This window comes from Bradyrhizobium sp. WSM2254 (assembly GCF_000472645.1).
In the GTDB taxonomy this organism is placed as follows: domain Bacteria; phylum Pseudomonadota; class Alphaproteobacteria; order Rhizobiales; family Xanthobacteraceae; genus Bradyrhizobium; species Bradyrhizobium niftali.
The window spans coordinates 33,006-54,694 of sequence record NZ_AXAB01000012.1; the positions used below are offsets into that span (position 1 = coordinate 33,006).

General features: G+C 58.9%; 21 protein-coding genes. 4 read left to right on the forward strand and 17 right to left on the reverse strand.

The genetic code is table 11. From position 1 onward, the window contains the following. Positions 1–82 precede the first annotated feature (82 nt). The 3 genes from A3M7_RS0108410 to A3M7_RS43835 form a co-directional block, all read right to left on the reverse strand. Entirely contained in the window at positions 83–1,018 is a 936-nt protein-coding gene (locus A3M7_RS0108410) for an SDR family oxidoreductase (RefSeq protein WP_027543527.1), read from the reverse strand. A 75-nt stretch (positions 1,019–1,093) separates the two neighbouring features. Continuing rightward, positions 1,094–2,401: an aromatic ring-hydroxylating dioxygenase subunit alpha gene (locus A3M7_RS43830; RefSeq protein WP_049823273.1), complete on the reverse strand. Its 1,308-nt coding sequence runs from the start codon at positions 2,399–2,401 to the stop codon at positions 1,094–1,096. A 105-nt stretch (positions 2,402–2,506) separates the two neighbouring features. Next, positions 2,507–3,499 (reverse strand): hypothetical protein, encoded by a 993-nt coding sequence (locus A3M7_RS43835; RefSeq protein WP_049823274.1) that lies wholly within the window; start codon positions 3,497–3,499, stop codon positions 2,507–2,509. A gap of 230 nt (positions 3,500–3,729) precedes the next feature. On the opposite strand from A3M7_RS43835, the gene A3M7_RS0108425 reads away from it, so the two are divergent. Both A3M7_RS0108425 and A3M7_RS0108430 read left to right on the forward strand, forming a co-directional pair. Beyond that, positions 3,730–4,731 carry an amidohydrolase family protein gene (locus tag A3M7_RS0108425; protein ID WP_027543528.1) on the forward strand — a complete coding sequence of 334 codons (1,002 nt, stop codon included), beginning with the start codon at positions 3,730–3,732 and terminating at the stop codon, positions 4,729–4,731. A 22-nt stretch (positions 4,732–4,753) separates the two neighbouring features. Continuing rightward, entirely contained in the window at positions 4,754–5,143 is a 390-nt protein-coding gene (locus A3M7_RS0108430) for a RidA family protein (RefSeq protein ID WP_027543529.1), read from the forward strand. Positions 5,144–5,225: 82 nt separating this feature from the next. Here the strand turns inward: A3M7_RS0108430 and A3M7_RS0108435 are convergent, their stop codons facing one another. Then, complete coding sequence (locus A3M7_RS0108435; protein WP_156936837.1) at positions 5,226–6,023, reverse strand: hypothetical protein; 798 nt, start codon at positions 6,021–6,023, stop codon at positions 5,226–5,228. A 71-nt stretch (positions 6,024–6,094) separates the two neighbouring features. After that, positions 6,095–7,036 (reverse strand): PDR/VanB family oxidoreductase, encoded by a 942-nt coding sequence (locus A3M7_RS0108440; RefSeq protein WP_027543531.1) that lies wholly within the window; start codon positions 7,034–7,036, stop codon positions 6,095–6,097. A gap of 113 nt (positions 7,037–7,149) precedes the next feature. Between A3M7_RS0108440 and A3M7_RS43840 the strand changes: the two genes are divergently transcribed. Further along, complete coding sequence (locus A3M7_RS43840) at positions 7,150–8,493, forward strand: Rieske 2Fe-2S domain-containing protein (protein ID WP_049823275.1); 1,344 nt, start codon at positions 7,150–7,152, stop codon at positions 8,491–8,493. A gap of 157 nt (positions 8,494–8,650) precedes the next feature. On the opposite strand, the gene A3M7_RS0108450 is transcribed toward A3M7_RS43840, so the two are convergent. The 12 genes from A3M7_RS0108450 to A3M7_RS0108505 form a co-directional block, all read right to left on the reverse strand. Continuing rightward, positions 8,651–9,817 carry a cytochrome P450 gene (locus A3M7_RS0108450; protein WP_027543532.1) on the reverse strand — a complete coding sequence of 389 codons (1,167 nt, stop codon included), beginning with the start codon at positions 9,815–9,817 and terminating at the stop codon, positions 8,651–8,653. Between the two features lie 101 nt (positions 9,818–9,918). Next, complete coding sequence (locus tag A3M7_RS0108455; protein ID WP_027543533.1) at positions 9,919–10,647, reverse strand: ABC transporter ATP-binding protein; 729 nt, start codon at positions 10,645–10,647, stop codon at positions 9,919–9,921. After that, complete coding sequence (locus A3M7_RS0108460) at positions 10,640–11,395, reverse strand: ABC transporter ATP-binding protein (RefSeq protein ID WP_027543534.1); 756 nt, start codon at positions 11,393–11,395, stop codon at positions 10,640–10,642. The genes A3M7_RS0108455 and A3M7_RS0108460 overlap by 8 nt, the downstream gene beginning before the upstream one ends. Continuing rightward, the gene (locus A3M7_RS43845; RefSeq protein WP_063629426.1) at positions 11,392–12,393 is read right to left on the reverse strand and encodes a branched-chain amino acid ABC transporter permease; all 1,002 of its coding nucleotides are present in this window, start codon (positions 12,391–12,393) and stop codon (positions 11,392–11,394) included. Before A3M7_RS43845 ends, A3M7_RS0108460 begins: the two co-directional genes overlap by 4 nt. Next, on the reverse strand, positions 12,390–13,253 hold the full coding sequence (locus A3M7_RS0108470; protein WP_027543535.1) for a branched-chain amino acid ABC transporter permease: 864 nt from the start codon (positions 13,251–13,253) through the stop codon (positions 12,390–12,392). Before A3M7_RS0108470 ends, A3M7_RS43845 begins: the two co-directional genes overlap by 4 nt. A gap of 8 nt (positions 13,254–13,261) precedes the next feature. Then, positions 13,262–14,428, reverse strand: a complete 1,167-nt coding sequence (locus A3M7_RS0108475) for an ABC transporter substrate-binding protein (RefSeq protein WP_027543536.1) — start codon at positions 14,426–14,428, stop codon at positions 13,262–13,264. Positions 14,429–14,599: 171 nt separating this feature from the next. Then, on the reverse strand, positions 14,600–15,076 hold the full coding sequence (irr, locus tag A3M7_RS0108480; RefSeq protein ID WP_084301876.1) for a Fur family transcriptional regulator Irr: 477 nt from the start codon (positions 15,074–15,076) through the stop codon (positions 14,600–14,602). Between the two features lie 21 nt (positions 15,077–15,097). After that, positions 15,098–16,720 (reverse strand): acyl-CoA synthetase, encoded by a 1,623-nt coding sequence (locus tag A3M7_RS0108485; RefSeq protein ID WP_027543538.1) that lies wholly within the window; start codon positions 16,718–16,720, stop codon positions 15,098–15,100. Positions 16,721–16,760: 40 nt separating this feature from the next. Continuing rightward, entirely contained in the window at positions 16,761–17,753 is a 993-nt protein-coding gene (locus A3M7_RS0108490; protein WP_198033722.1) for an amidohydrolase family protein, read from the reverse strand. Positions 17,754–17,780: 27 nt separating this feature from the next. After that, positions 17,781–18,449, reverse strand: a complete 669-nt coding sequence (locus A3M7_RS0108495) for a 4-carboxy-4-hydroxy-2-oxoadipate aldolase/oxaloacetate decarboxylase (RefSeq protein ID WP_027543540.1) — start codon at positions 18,447–18,449, stop codon at positions 17,781–17,783. Next, a complete protein-coding gene (locus A3M7_RS0108500) occupies positions 18,449–19,105 on the reverse strand; it encodes an RraA family protein (protein ID WP_198033723.1) in 657 nt (218 codons plus the stop codon). Before A3M7_RS0108500 ends, A3M7_RS0108495 begins: the two co-directional genes overlap by 1 nt. A gap of 10 nt (positions 19,106–19,115) precedes the next feature. Then, positions 19,116–19,787 carry an RraA family protein gene (locus A3M7_RS0108505; RefSeq protein ID WP_198033724.1) on the reverse strand — a complete coding sequence of 224 codons (672 nt, stop codon included), beginning with the start codon at positions 19,785–19,787 and terminating at the stop codon, positions 19,116–19,118. 982 nt (positions 19,788–20,769) lie between these two features. Between A3M7_RS0108505 and A3M7_RS0108510 the strand changes: the two genes are divergently transcribed. Next, a complete protein-coding gene (locus A3M7_RS0108510) occupies positions 20,770–21,651 on the forward strand; it encodes an IclR family transcriptional regulator (protein ID WP_156936838.1) in 882 nt (293 codons plus the stop codon). Positions 21,652–21,689 lie beyond the last annotated feature (38 nt).

Here is a 21,689-nt window from a genome sequence, read left to right on the forward strand (position 1 = left end):
GCCCAGGACAACAACGCCTCTCTCTATCCAAGACACCTGTCAGCTGGCGGTAAATTCCTCGGCCTCGTTATCTGGCGCGTCACTAGGTGCGCATCAGGCCGTCGTGGTGCTCCTCGAGCCAACTCCGCAGCGTCAGCGGCTTGCGCCCAAGGACCCGCTCAGCGAAGTCATTCCGCGACCAAGCCAGCTCGTTTTCCCGTTCGTACTGAAATAATTCCCAAAGGTGGAATAAGCGAACCTCTCCGAGCTTTGCATACTCGCGGAAAAAACTTTCTTTGCTTCCGTCATGAGTCACCTTTGTCTGGAAGACCTCGCTCATGAGGTCCGCAACTTCTCCGAGCCCCATAAGGTCCTGTCCATTATTCAGTGTGTAAAATTGGCCTATGTGGCGATGCTCGGTCGACAAGAAAAGACGACCAGCGATTTCGGCAATCTCTCGTGGATCGATATAGGGGATGTGGCGCTCCGGCCAGACAAGCTTGTGCTCGCGTCGTAAGCCCTCCTTCATCCAATAGAAATCATTCATGACGGCCGCCCCAATGTTGAGATAGGTGACCGGCAAGTCGCTTTCGTCGAGTATCTCTTTCGCAATCGGGTGTTGACTTGGAGGGGACAGACCGTGACGTCGCAGCGACTGAGGAATCCGTCTGCGGTTTGCTTCCGGTTGAACGCTGAGAAGTCGCACGATCTGGATCGCTGTGTTGGTCTTTTTCAGGAGCACAGCGAGATTCGTCATCGCCTCCCTCTCGTCTGTACCGCTTTTCGTCAGGACCAAGACGCCTTCAACGCCCTCAACAGCCTTCTCGAGCGACGGAAGATCGAAGTAGCTCGCCATTGCGATTTCCGCATGTGGGTGCTCACGGCGAAGTTTTTCGCAATTCGCCGGATTGCTCGTCACGAGACGCAACCGAGTTTGAGGTGCTTCGCGGTGGAGAAAACGAGCAAGGGGGCCGCCGATATGTCCGGCTGCGCCGAAGATCAAGACCTTGTTTGGAGCACGCTTGCGATCCCAGAACATCTCCGATCCGTCAGCCAAGTAGCTGAGCCTCTTGCATGATAGTCCAAATCCTCCTCCCAGCAGCGGGGCGCGAGCTCAACTCCGAGTCGCGACCGTCTTGTTGGCCGGTGGAAGACCCGCGAAATCCATTGGCGGAAGACCCATGGCCTCCGCGAATTGCTGCCGGACCTCCTCGGGCTGACCAGCCTGGAATATGTATGAGGTCGACATCAGACGTTTGCGCGGATCTGCCAGGATCTCCGCGGTGGAATAGCCGCGGATCAAAGCATCTCGTTCCATGACTGGAAGCTCTACGGATTGGTTGCGAGCAGGATCCCGAATTGTGCCCTTTGCTTCCCCGCCCGAGCCGATCCGATCCATTTCTTCGAAGAAGCGCCGTCGGATCATGACAATGCCCTTGTCGCTCGCTCCGAGATGCTCCTGAGTTCGGTCGGCGATCGCGCCTTGCCCGACCCAGGCCAGGAAATCCTGATTCATGACATGGCTCGTGATCCAGCGCCCGTTCTGGTCGTAGATCGGTCCGTGCCAGGTAGGAATTGTCTTCTGAACATAGGGCTCCTGTTCGCGCGGCACGCGCGTGTATTTCCAGGTGATGCTCAAGGTGTTGGCATCATCGATCGGAACCCGCCATTCGAAATGTTCGCCAAGGAAGAAGCCGTTGGGCCAAAGGCAGACGCGCCCCACCTTCCATTGAGGATGCGTCTCGTCGCTGTCTTCCTTGATTCTCTTGTAAACGAAGCCATACTCGAACTCCTCGAACTCGAGTTTCAGATGGGCCGGAGCGTAGGGAGCCTCCACCCCGCGAAGCCGCTGGCCCCAGTTCTCATGCATCCATTCGAAATGCACTGGATCAATCGAATTCTCCTGACACTGGAACCAGTTGCAGGGAATTTCGGATATGACGATCTGGGAGAAGCCGTTCTTCCAAGAGAAGGGCTCCCAATTGGGCAGGAGGGGAACGGGTTGAGGTCCCATATAGGCCCAGACCAAACCGGCCAGCGTCTGTACGGGATATGCCTTGATACGGATCTTTTCGCGCATCCGAACTTGCGGGTTCGCGAGATCTTCGAATGGCTGCGAAACGCAGGCGCCCGACTGATCGAATTGCCATCCGTGATAGCTGCAACGCAGACCGCAGTCCTCGGTCATGCCGTACGCCATGTCCGCCCGCCGATGAGGACAATGCCTGTCGATCAGGCCAAACGCGCCGCTTCTGTCCTTGTAGAGGACCAGGTCTTCTCCCAACAGCCGAACCGGCTTGCTCTCGATCGTGTCGAATTCGGATACGCCTGCGAGGGGCATCCAGTATCGGCGAAGGAGCTCGCCCATCGGGGTACCAGGTCCGACCTCGGTCAGTTGCCGGTTCTTCTCTGTGCTCAGCATTCTTGGATCCCTGCGATCACTCCACAGCATCCTCCGCCCTTCGTTCAGGGCGTGAGTGATCAGCTCTCATCTCGACCAGTTCGATTGTTCAGCGCATCAGACACTTCACGACCAACTCGCGAAACCGATGCCCGTGCCCGTTCCGCCTGGGGTCCGGTATCCAGGATAGTATTCGGACCAATCGTTGGTGAGGCCCTCCGACATCCCCGCGACCATGACCCAGTTCAAGATCTCGGATGAGCCGGAATTGAGTTGCCCCCTGGCCAGCGATGTCAGCGCCTCACGGTCCTTGTTCTTGAGAGCAGCAAGCACCTTTCGATCGAGCTTTTCATCGACCACAAAATGGCTCAAACCGCCGCTGGCGATGGCGGCGACTTTTAAATTTGCCTTTGAGGCAGCAATGGCTGCAGCGATCTTCCGACCGACATCGTAGGCTCGGCGCGCGGTGGGAGCATTCGGAGGATAATACGTGTTGAGGAGCACCGGAACCACGGGAATTGAGCGCCCCCTGAACAGACGCTCGATGATGAAGCCATATGCATGACCGAACCCTGCCCTCAGGGGGTCGTCGACCTTGGCCGCCGCGCCGATATCGACGTCGTTCTCAACCAATCCATGGATGAGTTCGAGCGCAAGCTTCGGATGACCAGGGAACGAATGGACCTCATCCATCGCGTATCCCTTCATGACGGGAGTGACCCAACCCGGTGTTTGGGGCGTGATGTGGCGCTCATGGGTGAGAATTTCCTCCCCATAAAAGATCGAGATGGCAGGCATGTTTGACAAGGAGAAGAGCTCGGCCTGGTCATCCCCAACGATGATCACCACATCCGGTGCCGCCGCCTCGAGCCGGTCTGCCATGCTGTCGAGAGCCTTTTGAGAGGCTGCCTCGATTTCCAGGAATTTCTCCTCGGTCGCGACAGCGGCGTACGGCGCGCCATTCTCTTGCACAAGCTGGTCGTAGGAGACGAACCTGCCATCTGAAAGGTTCAACGCTTTATTCTTCAGATCGTCAGCCGCACGCTCGGCCCACCGCTTGCCCTCAAGCGTAAGCATTGGAGTATGTGACGCAGCAAGGCTGAGCACGATCTTGGCCATAGCGGCCCTCCCTTTTCGTTATTTTGTCCAACTGGACTATATTTATACGACGAGTTGGAAGATAGCAAACCAAAAAACAGGTTGCGCTCCTTCTTTCTATATATACCATATGGACTGTTTAATGTTGCCAGGAATGCCCCCGGCGAACCGTCCGGAGCGTCCCTGAGCGATAGTGAAGCACAGCTCGCCTCGCGCTCACGATTGAAAAGAACATAGAGGAGACGGCCCACGTGATCATCGACGCCCACGCACACCTTGTCGCTCCGGCGAGCTTTTATGCTCATCGGGGAAACCTCTTCGTTGCACGAGGCCAATACGGCAAATACGCCGCAAAGGTCCCGGACGCCGACCTGGAAAAATCGGCTGCTCAAAATATCTCGGTGATGGACGGAGTGGGCACGGATCTGCAGATTTTGTCGCCGCGCCCTTTCATGTTGGTTCACGGGGAGAATCGTTGGGAGGACATCGTCACGTGGGCTGAAGACAACAACAACCTCATTGCGCGAACCATCAAAATGTACCCAAAGCGGTTTCGCGGGGTCGGAGGTCTGCCGCAAGCCTCAGGCGCACCGGTCGAAACCATGTTCGACGAAATCAAACGTTGCGTGAATGACCTTGGCTTCCTCGGCGTGCTGCTAAATCCCGATCCGTCCGAAGGCGCGGGAAAGACCCCTCCCCTCGGCGACCCCTACTGGTATCCGCTGTACGATTTTCTATGCAAGCAAGACATTCCCGCGCACATACACAGTTGCGCCTGCTGCGGCCGGGAGACCTACGACGAGCACTTCATCACGGAAGAAAGTCTCGCAATCACGTCCATTGCACGATCCGACGTCTTCACCCGTTTTCCAACCCTGAAGTTGCTGGTCAGCCATGGTGGCGGCTCAGTGCCGTACCAGGTTGGACGCTGGAGATCCAATCGACAGATGTTCGCGGCAGCGGCCGGCGACAAGAAGACAGAGACGTTCGATCAGACCCTGAAACGCTTCTGGTTCGATACCGTCCTCCACCACAAGAAGTCTCTCGAGCTTCTGTTCGAAGTCGTCGGGACGGATCGCTGCGTGTTCGGAACCGAACGGCCTGGTAGCGGTGGGGGCATCGATCCGGTCACTGGACGTCCGTATGACGATCTGAAACCGGTTATCGAGTCGATCACGGACATCAGCGATGACGACAAGAAAGGAATCTTTGAAAACAACGTCCGCAGGCTGTTCGGGCGGCTCGACGTGTAACCAATGAAGGAAAGGACTACAAATGTCGTCACGTCGAAGCATTGAAGTCGAAGGTTTTAGCCATGGAAAGCAACCAATTCCAGCCGCGTCTCGCGTCGGGAATATTGTGATGACCGGGGGCGTCTACGGCCTCGATCCCAAGACCGGTTTGATACCGGACAATCTGGAAAACCAAACGGAGCTGATGTTCTTCAACTTGGGACGAATCATGGAGGCGGCCGGAGCGTCGCTGGATCGGGTGGTCAAGATCACGGTGTTTGTCAAAACACCCGAGGCTCGCCAGGTCGTCAACAAACATTGGCTAAGCGCTTTTCCCGACCCGGCCTCGCGCCCTGCACGTCAGACACTCCAAAATGATCATCTGGCCGCCAACATGTTGGTGCAGTGCGAGGCGACCGCGGTCCTGGAATAGCCGTCGGACGAGCAACCCTCGGTCGGCCTCGCCCCACTTCGGGGGCCTGCAAAGATTGAGCAGTCCCCCGCACCCAGAGTGATCAGGATTTGCGTTCGACGAGCACTGGCCCGAGAGGATGGGTGCCGACGATCTTTTCGACGCGGAAGACAAGCGCGGCTCCGTTCATAGCGGGATCGTGAGTCTGCTCCACTTCCGGGACAAGCTCATAGATACGCTGGCGTTCCGCCGGGTCGTCTTCGATACCGGCAGTTGCTTCGACGACAAGCGTCGTTCGCGTCGTACTGTCTCGATAGAGCAGACTGACAGGACCCGCGGCCCTCGCAACTCGCGCGAGGCCCCCGTTCGGATTTCGAATCCATGCGCACAGTTCCATGTCGCCCAGCACCTGAACGCTTCCGCGCAAGGATAGCGACGGCTTGCCCTGGTCGGTCACGTAGGCGACGGTGACCGGGCGACCGTCGGCGAGAGCTGAGTTGAGGATTGAGCGTATATAGGGTGGGATCCGGCTCTGGCGCTCCGGCTGCGTTGGAAACGAGAAGCCTTCCTGCACTCCACTGACTAGATGGCGATCGTCGTACTCAAACTGGAGCCTGTACTCCCTTGGAGCGGCGCCAAGGGTATCAAAGTCCGCAGCAATGCTGACCTGGTCTCCTGCCCGCTCGGCGGGCGACCAGATACCCTTTGCCAGAACAGGCGAGAACGGCGAAATCGTGGTCAGCTCGGCGGCGACGGCCTCCCTGCCGATCACGTCACGTCCTCGGCGCCGAAACACCACCTGCGGTGAAAGATGCCTTGCTGCGCTGCGGGCAGCGGAGGTTTCTCCGCAGCGCAACGCCCGGGCAAACAGGTCAGCCGCCAAGAGTCGTTCATCTGCCATCGTCAGTTCCCAATCCTCTTTCAACGAAGGCCCGGTGCGCGAGCCAGGCGGATTCGCTTCTGATTGAACAATCAGATGTCGAGCACCAGCTTCTCGGACTTGCTGCCGGAGCAGCAGATCATGATCGCCTTGTTGCTTGCACGCTCCGCATCGCTGAGCACCGAGTCCTTGTGGTCAGGAATGCCCTCGAGGACCGCGGTCTGACATTCGCCACAGATCCCGACTTCGCATGACGAGGTCGCGGTAATCCCGGCCTCTTGCAGGACCTGAAGTATCGTCTTTCCGGACGGCACTTCCAAAATGCGGCCGCTGCGAGCAAGCTCTATGGTGAAGCCGCCCTGGGGCTGAAGATCCGCGGTCGGCTTGAAGTCCTCGAGGTGAATCTGGGCGGATGGCAAGGCGGCGGCGCGAGCGGCATCTTGAAATGCGGTGAGCATGGGCTTGGGCCCGCAACAATAGAAATGCGCGTCCGGCATCGCCCGCATTTGCGCTTCGATATTGAGGAATCCATCACTCTCGTCGTCATAACGGATCGTGACCTGATCTCCATAAGCCTGGAGGTCATCCCTAAACGCCGCGAGCGGACGGCTTCGGCAGCAATAATAAAGCCGCCACTTTCTTCGCAAGGAAGACAATCGATCGGCCATCGACAGCAGCGGCGTAACGCCAATCCCGCCGCCTATCAGCACCGAGGGGGCGGCACCCTCGTCCAGCGAAAACAGGTTCCTGGGACTGGAAATCAAGAGCTCGTCGCCGACGGAGATGTTCTCATGGAAGTAGCGCGACGCGCCCCGACTGGTCGGCTCTAGATATACCCCCACAACATACCGGTCGCGGTCCTCTTGTGAGTTCAGCAGGGAATAGCTGCGCATCATTCCGTTCGGCAATTGAACGTCGATGTGTGCCCCAGCTGTAAAGGGCGGAAGATCGCCAGCGGCCGGTCGCAGCTCGATCCGCCTGGTAACGCTGGTCTCTTGCCGAATTTCGCTGACCCGTACGGGGATGCCCTTCATAGCCTTCTCGTCTCCACCTGCTCCGCAGACTTCTTATTGGCGTCCTGTTCTTAGAAGTGATATATACACGATACAAATACGGAATGAAATTCCATTTTTAAAAGGAGGAACCAATGCTATCCAAGGAGAACAACGACCTGATCTGCCGCGTCGGACGAGGCACCCCGATGGGCGAGCTGATGCGGCAATATTGGATTCCGGCGCTGCCGTCGTCCGAGTTTCCTGGCCCGGACTGTCCGCCCAAGCGCATGATGCTGCTCGGCGAAAAGATGGTGATGTTCCGCGACAGCGAAGGGCGGATGGGCGCGCTCGAGGAGTACTGCCCGCATCGCGGCGCCAGCCTCTATTTCGGACGCAATGAAGACGGCGGATTGCGTTGCGCCTACCATGGCTGGAAGTTCGACACGTCTGGCAAATGCCTCGACACTCCGACGGAGCAACCGGATCGTCGCGAAAAGTTCTGCAAGAACATCAAAGCGCGCTCGTACCCGTGCCACGAAGTCAACCACATGATCTGGGTGTACCTCGGATCCAACGCGCCGCCCCCTTTCCCGAAATTCGAGATCAACCTGCTGCCTGAGACGCATGTGATTCCTCCGCTCATCATGATGGAGGAGGCCAACTGGCTTCAGAATCTCGAGGGCGATATTGACTCGACGCACCTGGATTGGGTTCATCGTCGTCTTCACGAAGACAGTCCCAAGCCCGAGAAAGGCATGCGCGGCTTCTGGAACCCGACGGGTTTGCCCCCTGTTCTCGACATCGTTCCGACGTCGTATGGAGCGTACTACAGCGCCAAGCGGGTGCTGAAGGATGGCAGCGAATGGCACCGGATCAACCAGTTCATCTTCCCGTTCCATACTATGGTAACCCAGGGAGACGGCACGATCGGGTTAAGATCTCATGTGCCTGTCGACGATGAACACTCCATGTTGATAATGCATATAGGCCACCCAGTTGAACCCATGTCGGCAGAATACAGGAGCCGTATAGCCAACGTATTCGAAGAGGTCGGGGGCTACATGGACCGCACCAACGATCCTCGTAGTTACTTTATGACGAAGCTGAACAAGACGAATGACTATGGCCGCGACTGGAAAGTTGAAAAAGAGATCATGTTTAGCGGCATTCCCTTTGCCGCAAATCTTCAGGATCGGGCGATGACCGAACTGATGACCAACGACAAGGGTGAAGCGATCTACGACCGCACGAAGGAGCACCTGAGCGCATCCGACGCAATGATCGTGACCGTCCGCCGTCAGCTGATCAATGCTGCGACAAAATTCCGGGATGCTTCCGAGGCGCCGGCAAACGTGCATAACGTGGAGCTCGATACCGTGCGCTCAGCTTCAGTCAGGACGCCGGCGAACGCCGACTGGAGAGCGTTGACAGAATCCGCCCGAACGGCCACTCCCGGGTCTGCTGCAGCTGCCGACGTCGGCCTCATCTTGGATTGATTGCGTGTAAAACGCGCCGCCGGGCTCCCCCAGTCCGGCGGCACCCCACCCCCGGGCTCGATTATTCGTCTAGACGAGCACCCGGTCTTTCTTCCACGGCAAGCACTCGGTCCACCTCACATCTCGATCGATGGCAGGCTGGGCCAGAGGCATCTCATCAATGGCCCCACCGCATGGAGAGGCTATAGAATCCGCGGACCATCATATGATTGACGCGTTCTGATCGACTAAGATCAATCTCGTAGTCCTTGATCGCAGGAAGCAGCGTCAGCAGGATCGTCTTGAGCATGCTACGCGCCGTGTTGGCGCCGAGACAGATGTGCGGACCATAGCCAAAACCAAAATGCCGCGCGCGAGGTCGGTCGATATCGAACCTGTCAGGGTCCTGAATAGCCCTTTCGTCCCGGTTGGCTGCCCCGTAGCACACAACAACGCGGCTGTCGGCAGGTATGATCGAGCCTCGGATATGAACATCGCGTAGTGTTTGCCGGCCAAATGCCTGGGTGGAAGTGTCCCAGCGCACACACTCCTCGATTGCCGCCTCCATTTTCGACGGGTCTGCATTCAAGTTTCGACGCTGATCCGGATTTCGCCAAAGTGCATACATGACATTCGAGAAGAAATGCCCGATGGAGGCATTGCCAGCGAGGAGAACCGTCGACATGTTGCCGAGGATCTCGTCGTCGGTCATGCCCGACCCATTGTCTTGAGCGTCCAGGAGTTGAGAGAAGAGGTCGTCCGACCGGCGCGTCTTCCGGCGATCCAGCTGTTCGCGAAGAAGGTCGAACACCCCTTTCATCAGGTCAGTCGCGAGTGCGAGGCCAAGAGGACCACCCCCCGAATGAAACAACTCGCGGCTTAGCTCGGCGGCTCGATCCGCGACCGGTCCTTCGAGACCGAGCATGCGACCCAGGGCTCCGTACAGGATCGGTCGACTGACCGCCGACATGAATTCGCACTCACCACGGTCTTTCACCTCGGCGAGGACGCGCTTTACGTGCGCCTCAATCGCGGGCTGTCGTTCCTGGATTCGCGCAGGCGTGAAGCCCTTCATCACGACGCGGCGAAGCTCATCATGCCGCGGAGGATCCGTCGATCCAAGCGTCTTCCCTACCCTCATGGGTGAATCCGTAATCGCGTTTCCGCGCGACGATGAGAAGGTCGAATAGTCCTGGAGGACGCCGGCAACGTCCTCGTAGCGGGTAACGAAATAGAATCCGCTGTCCTTGTGGTGATAGACTGGAGCTTCATCGCGGAGCACCTTGTAGACCGGATAAGGGTCCTCGACGAAAGCAGCGTCACCCGGATCGAAGTGAAATTCCATCGGCGCCCTCTCCTGACCTTGGATGTTTTCGTTATATATACCAACCGGACCATATATTCCGCAAGAACCGATGCCCATCTTCAGGATTTCGGAGCGCGGCTTTAGCTCGCTTTTCGGCTGGTCGCCTTGCGAATGCCGACGTGCAGCTCGAGCGCGTCGCGGTCCGCCGCGATCTGCGCACTCGTTCCGCTGCGTACCACCCTACCACGTTCGATGATCAAGGCCTCGTGTGCAAGTTCGAGTGCAAAGCCCGCGTGCTGCTCCACGAGGATGGCTGACATTCCCTCCTTCTCCACCACTTCTGTGATGCAGCGCGCCACATCCTGCGCCACCACCGGCGCGAGGCCCTCCAGCGGTTCGTCGAGCAGCAAGACCGCCGGATTTGTCATCAGCGCCCGCGCGATCGCCAGCATTTGCTGCTCGCCTCCGGATAATTGGCCCGCGTAATTTCGACGCCGTTCCAGCAGCCGTGGAAAGAGCTCATGGACGCGGCGCATGGTCCAAGGGCCCTTCCTCGCTGCAATGAGCAGATTCTCTTCGACTGTGAGTGGAGCAAATACATCCCGTCCCTGCGGCACCCAGCCTATGCCGCGCCGGCACCGTTGAAATGGCGGGGCCTGGTCCAGTGACTGGCCGTCCAGAAGAACAGTGCCGGATCTGGGAACCAGATGGCCCGCGATGGCCAGCATCAGAGTGCTCTTGCCGACTCCATTGCGACCAAGCACAGCCAGAGATCTTCCCCGCTCAAGGGATAGAGAAAGGTCGCTCAGGACAATACCGTCGCCGTAGCCGACCGAAAGCCCGCGTATTTCAAGCAGGCAGTCAGCCATGAGCCTTGGCCCCGAGGTAAACCCGCTGAACGTCGGGATCGCGCGCTATCTCATCCGGAGGGCCTTCGCAAAGGATCGATCCGGCGACCAGGACCGTGATCCGTTCGGCAAACCGAAATACGAGCTCCATGTCGTGCTCGATGAACAGGATGGAAACGTCATCGGGGAGCGCTTCGATGGCCTCCATGACCTCATAGCTCTCCGAGGCCGGCACGCCCGCCGCCGGCTCGTCAAGCAACAGCACGGAGGGCTTTCCAGAAAGCGCAAGCGCGATCTCCAGCAGGCGCTGCCGCCCGTAGGGAAGCTCGCGAGTTGGCTTTAGACAGACATCCGCAAGCCCCGTCCTTGTGGCAATCTCGTGAGCCTCGTCCACAACATGCGAGCACCGGGACAACGCTCTGAGAGGTTGTCCAAGTAGCCCCGATCGGCGGGATACTGCGAGCACAAGTGATTCCAGGGGTGTGAGGCGAGGAAATAGGGCATTGACCTGGAACGTCCTTCCCAGTCCAAGGGCAATCCGGTCCTCGGTCGGCAATCGATCGATTCTCGCGCCGTTAAGGAAGATCTGACCGCGGCTCGGCTGGAGTAAGCCGGTGAGCAGATGAACGAACGAACTCTTCCCTGCACCGTTTGGCCCAATCAATGCATGCCTGGCGCCGCGGCCCAAGCAGAAGTTCACGCAATTGGTGACCGTCAGGCCGCCAAACGACTTATTCAGATCGGTCGTATGGAGCGCGGGTCCATTCATCTTGGGGACCTTGTCAGAGCTCGTATTCGCTTGGACAGCATGCTTACCCCGCCGACCAGCCCACCTTGCGCGGATAGCATCATGCCTATCAAGATCAAGCCGAGCCAGAACATCCAGTAGACCGGACTGAGCGCCGACAGGATATCGCGCAACCACACAAACAGCGCCGCTCCCAGGAATCCACCGATCAGCGAACCCAAACCACCCACCACCAGCATGATCAACGTGGAAACGGAGCGTTCGAAGCTGAGTGTCTCCAACGCCACGATCTGCGTGGTCTGGGCGAGAAGCGCACCGGCAAACCCAGCCAAGGTGGCCGAAACCGTGAAGGCGACCATCTTGCGTTTCGCAGAGGATATGGCAAGCGAGGCAATTCGAGCCGGATTCTCGCGCATAGCTTCCAGGGCGAGGCCCTCCGGAGAGCCCACGTACAACCTGGCTGCGAGATAGAGCGCAAAGGCAATGGCATAGGCATACCAGAACGCTGTCTTTCCGAACAGATCAAACTCGAAGCGTCCCAGCACGGGCCACATATCGATTCCCTGAAGACCGGTATCGCCGCCGGTCAGCCAAGGCATGCGGCTGGCCGCCTCGTACACCAGCAGACCGACGCACATCGTGACCATCAGCATCGCAGCTCCGTGGACACGCGCGATGACGATGCTGAAGAGCAATCCTGTTGCCCCGGCGACCGCGCCACCAGCGAGCAATCCGGACAAAGGCTCGCCCCAGCCGCGCGCTGCCAATAAACCCGCCGTGTATGCACCCAGCCCAAAAAAGGCCGCGTGACCAAAAGAGGGAATGCCTCCGTAGCCGAGCAACAGGTCGAGAGACATGGCGAACAGGCCGCTGATGATAATCTGCGTCAGCAGAACGAGATGAGTGGGAAACAAGAAGTAGCTACACGCAGCGGCGAGCCAGAATGCGATTTCGAGAGAACGCCAGCGCGCCCTCTCCCTGATCGCGTGTCGCGCGAGGACGATGTCGACGACTGTCACAGCTGCCGCCCCGCGAGCCCTTGTGGCCGCACTGTCAGAATGATGAGGGCCGCTGCGTAAAGGATGAACCCTCCGGCCTCGGGGAAGAGATACTTCCCCGTCACATCCACGACGCCAAAGAGAATCGCCGCAAGGAATGTTCCACCGAGAGAGCCTAGGCCTCCCACGCTTACGACAATGAGCAAATCAGTAAGAAACTTAATGGGAAAATAGGGATCGAGCCCGACCAGCTTGACGCTCAAAGCGCCGCCAAGACCTGCAAGAGCTGAGCCGAGGGTAAACGCCACCGCGTAGAGCCGGTCGACGTCGATGCCGCAGGAAGCGGTCATGCGCCGATTGGCGACAGCCGCGCGAATTTTCGCTCCGAAAGTCGTGTGCTCGATGAGGCCAACGACCGCCCCCAGGAGCGCGAGGCCGACCAGAATCAGGAAGGCGCGGTAGCTGTTGATGTCCATGACTCCAAGTCGGACATTGCCTTCGAGCCAGGCCGGCACGGATATCGCCATTTGCTCGGGACCGACAAAATAGGTCGCGCCAGCGATCGCAACATAGACTACGCCTATCGTCATCAGGACTTGTTCGAGCTCCGGCGCTCGATAGAAGCGGTGGAAGAGGACACGTTCGAACAGCGCTCCTGCAAGAGCGGCGATGAAGGCAGCCCCAATCACGGCCGGAATGAAAGGAACGCCTGCCTTGGCGATCAGGAGCGCGGCTGCGTATCCTCCAATCATCGCGAATGCCGCGTGGGCCATGTTAGCAAAGTTCATGAGCCCCAGGGTGATCGACAATCCTCCGGCCATGAGAAACAGAACGAACCCGTAGGCAATGCCCGCTAGGAGGATATTGATGAGCCCGAGCATAGCGTGCGTCAGCGGGCCGAGCCGGGATCCTTGACCCCCGGCACCGAAGCGAACTCGACATTTACGAGCTTTCCGTCACGCTTCTCGACTTTCCGAAAATAGATTGTCTGCACGATATCGCGCGTGTCCGGGTCGATCTCTATCGGACCGCGCGGGCTCTCGAAATTCAGGTGCTTGATGGTCTCCATCGTCTTGTCCGGGTTCAACTCGCCCTTCTGTTGCTCCACCGCAAAGTAGATTGCGTGCAGCACGTCATAGGTCGTCGCTGCAATGAAATTGAGCGACTTGTCGGGCGCCACGTTCGAGTAGACGGCGGCGAATTCTCGGTTCACCGCCGAGTCGTGGGTTGGCGTGTAGTGGAATGCCGTGACCACGCCGAGAGCAGCATCACCGGCAGTCGGCAAGTTCGCTTCGTCGACGATATCGCCGGTGCCGATGATCCTGGTCGTCTGGTCTAGGCCAGCTTCTTTGCACTGCCGCAGAAAGATGGAGGGAAGCTCACCGGCCGCCATGAAGACAAACACAGCGTCCGGCTTGGCGTCCTTGATCCGCTGAATGTAGGGAGAGTAATCGGTTGTCTTCATGGGCGCGCGCACCGACCCGGCGATGCCGCCTCCGACAGCCTTGAACTCGCGAATGAACATTGCCTCGGCGTCCAGACCCGGCTCAAACTCATGGACGAAAGTATAGACGTTCTTCAACCCTTGCTTGGCCGCGTAGATCGCGAGCTCTTTCGCTACAGAGGTCGTGGTGAACCCAAAGCGCGCCGCGTAGGGGTGCTTGGCAAGAATCCCGGATGTAGCCGAATTGACAATCAGGAGAGGTACTTTGGCCGAGGTCGATAACGGCGCGACCGCCATCGTGTTCGCCGTGTAATCCATTCCGGCCAGGAAATCGACCTTCTCGCCGACAATCAGCTCTTGTGCAATGCGGCGAGCGACATCAGGTGCCGGCCCTGTCGTGTCCCGACGGATGATCTGCACTTTGCGCCCAGCGACGAGGACACCGTTCTGCTTTTGAAAGGCCGCGATCGCAGCATCGGCGATCGCGCCAGCGGCCGCGCCAGGCCCCGTGTAGCTCATGATCCATCCGATTTTCACGGGCCGATCGTCGGCGCGCGCGAACGTCGTGGCCAAACCGATTATTGCGCATGCGATCACGATCGTTCTGAGCACGACACCCTCCCCTCATCGTTCTTATTTCACTTAATATAGTCCACTCGGACAGTTTTAGCAAGTGCACAGGAGGACGCATCTGAGGTCGTCCAGACCCAGACCCAGCGCCCGCCTGCGCGCGTTACCCACCCCACCTGCGTCTTTGAAGTGGGTCTCAAGACGCTTTCGGAGCTAGAGCTTCTTGCGAAGGCGGACGACCGCATCAATTCGCGCGATTTCGTAACCCTCAGGTATTTGCGGTATCGAAGCCAGCGACATTTCTACGTCGGCAATGTCAACGAGCTCGTGCGTATTCTCAAAATAGAAGTGGTGATGGGCTGTTGTATTCGTATCGAAATAGGTTTTCGAGCCATCGACGCTCAGGGAGCGCAGGAGACCGGCCTCCGTGAGATGATTTAGAGTATTGTATACGGTCGCAAGCGAGACCGGGATACGGGCCTTCATCGCCTCTTCGAAAACTATTTCGGCTGTCACGTGTTGCTCTCCGCGCTGAAACAACAAGTCGGCGAGCGCGAGACGCTGACGGGTTGGCCGCATGTTGGCGGATAAAAGGATCGCTTCGATGTTTCTTGATGCGGCGGAGGCGCCTTGTGCCGGCTTTTCACCCGCCTGCGCGGCCCATCTTGTTGTGGTGTGATCGTTTGCCATGAGCTCTTATCCAGATGCTGGTCAGCCCTTCAACTTCCGAACCTGCTCTGGGATCGCCTTGTCCCGCGTTTCGCCGCCGCTGAAGCGTTGTCGAAGCTCGCGCTTCAAGATTTTGCCGGATGGATTCTTCGGCAGGCTGTCGACAAAAACGACGCGCTTCGGCACCTTGAAATGCGCCATCGATCCGGCACAATGCTTGACCACGGTGTCCTCGTCGAGCGTCTGGCCTGCCTTGACCACGATGATCGCCGTCACCGCCTCGATCCAGCGCGGATCGGGTAGGCCAGCCACGGCAACTTCCGAGACCGCCGGGATCTTGTAGATCATCTCCTCGACCTCCCGGCTGGCAACGTTCTCCCCGCCGGTCTTGATCATGTCCTTCACACGGTCGACCACCGAGATGTATCCCTCGGCGTCGATCGTTCCGAGATCACCGGAATGGAACCAGCCGCCGGCCAATACGGCGGCCGTCTTTTCGGGATCGTTGTAATAGCCGGACAACAACTGCGGAGAGCGGTGCACGATTTCGCCTACCTCGCCCACCTTTACATCCTGCATCTCAGTGTCGACCACGCGCGTCTCGACATTGATTACCGGCTTGCCGGCCGAGCCCGCCTTGCGGAGTTGGTCCTCCGGGCGCAGGACGGTGGCGAGCGGCGCGATCTCGGTTTGGCCGTATTGACCCCAGAACTTGACGTTCGGCAGGCGGCGATGCAATTCGAGCAGCACCTCGACCGGCATGATCGAGGCGCCGTAATAACCCTTCTGCAGCGTCGAGAGATCCGTCTTGTCGAAGTCTGGCGAGCGCAGCATCGCGATCCAAAGCGTGGGAGGTGCACCAAAGGAGGTGATCTTGTGGGCGGCAATCAGCGCCAGGAGGTTGTGCGCAGTCGGCTTACCCGTGATGACGGCGGAGGCGCCGAGATAGATTTGCGGACCCAAGAACACGTCGAGCTGGCCGCAGTGGAAAAGCGGCAGTGCGTGCAGCATAGTGTCCTCTGCACTCATGCCGAGGTCGATGATGCAGCTCGTATACTGCCACATCACGGCCTCATGAGTTAGCATCGCCCCTTTGGGCAGCGATTCCGTGCCCGAAGTGTAGATGATCTGGGCAAGGTCGCGGCTGTCCACGGAGACATCCGGGAATGAAGAGTCGGCGTGGAGAAGCTCGTCGAAGGTGGTGAGCCCCACTGGCGCCGTTGCCGCGTCCTCACCGGCCAGCCAGATCAGGGTCTCGACCCCACATCCTTTGGCGGTCGCGGCGCGCGCGGCTTCGACGAGGTCCGGACCCACGGCGAGAAGCTTGGCGCCGGAGTTCTTCAGGATGAAATTGATCTCGTCGGGATTGAGCATGAAGTTGATCGGCACAAGCACCGCGCCCAACCGAGCCGCCGCAAAGCGCAACGCCGGGAAGCTATGCGAGTTGCGCGACAGGATGGCGAGACGATCGCCCTTCTTGACCCCGAGGACGAGCAGACCGCGAGCCAGCCGGTTGCAGATAGCGTCGAGCTCTGCAAAGCTCCAGCGCACAGCGCCGCAGCTCAACGCCGGCTTGTCCGGCTTGCGGGCAGCCGACGGGCGCAGGATATCGCCGATCGAATGCTCGCGACCGCGTTGGATGGTGCTCGTCAGGCTTCCCGTCATATTTGCTCCCGCAGCAATACGTCTCGCCATTGGCCCCGGCCTACTCCGCCTTAAATCGGGAATAGAGACGCGTGCAATTGCACTCGAAAATATTGACGCGGTCTTCCTTTGACAGGATCGAGAGCTCTTCGATGACTGGCTTCAGGTCGTCGAAGTCGCGGCCAGTCTTCGGGTCTTTCGCGCTTCCCGTACCCGGCTTTTCCGTCGCGAACAGGACCCGGTCGGGCCCGACCGTCTTGACGAGCAGCTCGATCGCATTCTTGTCGTATGTGCAGGTGTCAAAGTGGAATTGCCTCAGCTTCTCGTCGAAGGTGGCGCCGCCGCGTCGAACGGCCCAGGCGCGGAAGCGTCCCATGTGATACGGGATCGCGCCCCCTCCATGGGGAACGATGAGCTTCAAGGTCGGAAACTTTTCGAAAACGCGAGACTCGAGCAACGAGATGATCGCGATGCTTTCCTCGTTGATAAACTTCAGAGTGTACGACTCGCGAGGGTTGCAACTGCTCGCGGAGTGGATCAACATCGGGATGTCGAGCGCGCAGGCCTTCTCGTAGAGGGGATACCAGAATTCATCACCCAGCCCCGGCGGCGGAAGTCCGTCGCCTTCGGTTGGGTCCGGATTAAGAAGGCAGCCAATAAATCCCTGCTCCTTGACGCGGAACTCCAGCTCTGAAAGGCAATTCGTGGGGCTCGTGTCGCGATATTGCGGCAGGCCTGCAACCGCCCGGAATCTCTTTGGAAACAGCTGGACGGTCCGATGGATCACGTCATTCATATGCCTTGTCCAGAGCTCACTGACCTTCGCCGGTTTGACGGAATGCATCTGCATATAAGGCCGCGGCGAAAGGAACTGGATATGGGTGCCGACGCGATCCATGATGTCGATGATGGTCTGAGCAGCCTCTCTTATGCTTTCGTCTGGCACCTTTGCTGCGGCTGCCGGGTTAGCGCGGCTCGACACCAGTTCGGCCATGTACTTGTAGCTCTCGGGCGCCAGGACAACATGTGCGTGCGAGTCGATGATCAGTGGCATAGGGAGTTCCTTTTTCGACTGCCTGTCTCAGAAATTGTAGATGTCGAGTGTGCGTTCGCCCTGCTCGAGACGTCTCAGGATCGAGGCCTCTTTCGCTTCCCGAGTCGCGGCCTTCTCAACGGCATCGACGGCTAATGACCGCGGGATCGCGACCACTCCGTCGTGGTCGCCGACGATGAGGTCTCCCGGGCGCACCACGACATCCTCGATCAAGACCGGGTAATTGATCCAGCCGCGCGCGCCGTAGTCCTTTCCCGTTCCGCGCATGCATAATCCTCTAGCGAAGACCGGAAATTCGGAGCTCGCCAGCGTTGCTCCATCACGAACACAGCCATTGATCACGAGCCCGGCGAGACGGCGTTGGCGTGCACCGCAGGACATGATCTCGCCCCAATAGCCGAACTCATAACCGCCTTCGACGTCGACAACGAGAATGTCGCCGGGCTGCGCGAGGTAGAGCGCGCGATGTAGCCACAAATTGTCACCCGGCGGCGAGTGGACTGTGACGGCCGGTCCGCAAATCCGGAACTCCGCATTGAGCGGCTTGATTGCTGGGGGCAGCGCCCCAATGCGACCAGCGGCTTCGTGAATGGTCGATGTCGGCAACTGGCGCGCGGAATGAAGCAGCGCTGGAGCGGGGCGCTCGAGATCGGTCCTCACCGTCGCCAAATCTCGAAAAGCATCGGAGCCTGCCATCAGCGCTGCTCCGTTCGCGTTTGCAATTGATGATAGCGGTGAGTTTCACGTGCTTCTCGGAGGCTCATACCACCCCTGACGGAGGCGCGAATTGCATCTTCCGCTTTTTGGATCTCTTCGGCGGATGCGAGAACTCTTTCCTCATGCTCCCTCGGAATGACGACAACGCCATCGGCGTCACCTCGTATCAGATCGCCCGGGCACACTCGCGCCCGGCCGATCGTGACGGGCGTCTGCGTCGCTTCGACCTGCACGCGATCTTTACCCGTCCGCATCCAGGACTCTCGGCTATAGATCGGGTAGTTCAATTCAAGACAGAGCGCGACGTCGCGATTTATTCCGTCGATGACCGTCCCTGCGATACCCTTACGATGAGCCATCTCGGTCAGGATATCGCCCCAGACGGTGACGTCATCCCGACCGCTATTGGCGAGAACGATCACCTCACCGGCTTTGACATCGTCAATGTAGTCGCCGACCGTACCGGGAGGTGATCCCGCTACGCCGTACAGCAATGTCCAGGCGCGGCCTGTCATCCGAAAGCCATACGACCGCGGCTTGATTTGATAGCATTGCCCGACGATTCCGTGCCGGTCTAGTGCGTCACTTAGGGTCGCCGTATCAAGTCGCGCGGCACGCTCTACGTTGATGTCCACAATCTTTCCCTCATCCATCCTTACGCAACATGTGTTCGTAGTTGGCACCCATGACGCCGGTGACCTTGGAACCGTCGAGTAACGCTTTCGCCATGGCCGCCTCGCGACCCGCGATCATCTCGGCGGCAAAAAGCACAGGATCAATCTCACTGCGCGGAATGAACGCAACTCCACTGGAGTCAGCCAGAACGTAGTCGTCGGCATTCACGACAAGATCGCCGATTGTGACCGCGCCGTTGACTTCCGCTTCGACTACCCGTCCGCGCGCCGTTTTCGCCGTGAGCGACCTGCAGTAGATCGGAAATTTGTAATTGCGGGCTTCATCGATATCGCGGACCGGACCATCGGCGACCACGCCGGCGATACCTCGAAGCTTCGCTGCGAGGCTCAAGATGCCGCCCCAGCTTCCGGCGTCAATTCCCGTGCGCTGTTCCACGACGATCACGTCACCCGGCGCGGCCAACTCGATCGCGGTCGTTCCGAGGTGCTTGGGCAGCCCCTCTTGCGTCCTGGCTTCATCGAACGGCACAAGCCTGTAGGTAACGACCTTCCCGGCTATCTTTGCAGGCACGGATTCAGCGCGAAGTCCACTCACGACGCGACCTTTGAGGCCCAGCTTGTCGAGCGCGTCTGACACGGCGCAGCAATCGAGTCGCTTCAGCCTCGTGACGGGATCCTCCACACTAATCTCCTTCTACAATCTGTCTGACCGACAACTGGGACATGCGAGATGGGATTGCCAATTCGCTTACAGGGAGAAAGCAGCCCGGTGCGCTCGACGCACCGGGCTGAGTTGCGCGACTCGGGAGGTCGCAAGCAGGGCGACGTTATCCACCCTGTACTCCGTGACCCATCGGTATCCATCTGCCGGACTCGAAACGCTGGATCCAGAAGCTATTGATGGTGCTGTAATCATCGGGCGTTGTCGTCACCGTGATCCCTGGCAGGAGCTAGGGAAGCTCTCCAATGGGAGTGCCCCGGCCGACGCGACAGATCAGCTCGTTGTTCTCCCTGGATAGCATGTGTCACTCCCTGGCTCTCCGAAGCCGGACGCCTCGCCCAGCTCTCCAATTATGGAATTCTTTTTCGTATTAAGCATAAGCCAGTTCAAAGGCGACGGGCAACGCAAAATTTTGCATCTGGTCAATTTTAGTACCGACGCTCGCAAGAGCGGCCCGCCGCCGGGCGCTACTCCGCAAGCCGGCGGGCAGCTGTGACAGGGTCGCGCTCCGGGCAGAGTTGCGTAGGCGCGCCCCGAACGCTGACGTATTGGGCGAGCAGCCATCACCTAAGCGTATGCCGCGAGGAGCAATAAAGCTTGCGCCGGAACCCAAGGGCCGGGACGCTTGGCTCGCCAATAGCAGGACGTTTAGGAGCATGTCGGCCATGCCCTTACCTACGACATACCTCGGCTTTGGATTGGCGGTTGGCCGTGCTTGCGGACGCTCGTGGTAGCTCGGTCGTCAGACAGAAAGCCAACTGCCCCCCGCAACCTTTCCACGAAATCGCTCGAACACGCCAGCCCAGGAATATCGTTTTCAACGATATTTCAATAGCTTACTGAGTTAAAAGTTTAGGGGACGGATCAAAAATCAGCCGAGGCTGCCATTTCCGGCTGGCATCCCAGCAGATATATTGCGGTTGCGAGAGCTCGGGAGAAGGCATTGGGACGCAAACGATTGGGCGAGGAGCGAGGAGCTGGTGCCAAGCCAGTCAAGAAGAGGGCGTCCAAAACCAAAGGGCAAAAGAAGGACGCTAATCGCGCCGCGCGGGTGCTGGAGATCATGGCCGCCTTCAATGTTGAAGATCGCTATCTCGGCAACGCGGAAATAGCCGAGCGAACCGGAATTCCTCGCCCCACGGTCTCACGGATCACTGCGACACTGGTCGAAGAGGGCTATCTGAACTATCAAAGCCGCATCGGAAAATATGAGGTTGGTCCGCGCGTCCTGGCGTTGAGCTATTCATTGATCGCTCGACTTCAGATCTACACCAGGGCCCGCCCCTTCATGGAAGAGCTTGCCAGGGAGGCGAGAGCGATTGTTGGACTTGGAATCCTGGACGGCCTCAACGTCGTCTTCATTGAATGCGCCATGGGTGATCAGCTGGATTCGCAGCGGGTGGTGGTGGGATTTCGGGTGCCTGTTGCATTTACCGCGATCGGCTGGTCGTGTCTTTCAGCCATGAACTCGCCGCAGCGCGCGGAGGTGCTTGAAAAGCTGGAGGCGCTCTATCCAAGCAGAAGGTCGGAGATAGCCTCGAACGTAAAAAGAGCAATCGCCGATATCTGGGAACACGGCTTCTGCATCTCCGAGGGCGCCTTTGAGCCGGGCGCCAACGCGGTGAGTGTCCCCTTCCTGGACAAGGACGGACAGCAGATTCTGGCATTCAATATGACTGGTTCAGACGCTATCCTCACGCGCCGCGCGATCGAAACGAAATGGGGGCCGCGATTGGTCAAAATGGTGGAACAATTTCGAGCGGCGGGCGAATCGGCTCGCGAGTTCGCTTCCGCCTCACGTGCTCGGTCGCGGCGCATCGGCTAAGCATGGCAGCTCTCTCACGCACCGTACGAACCATCCCT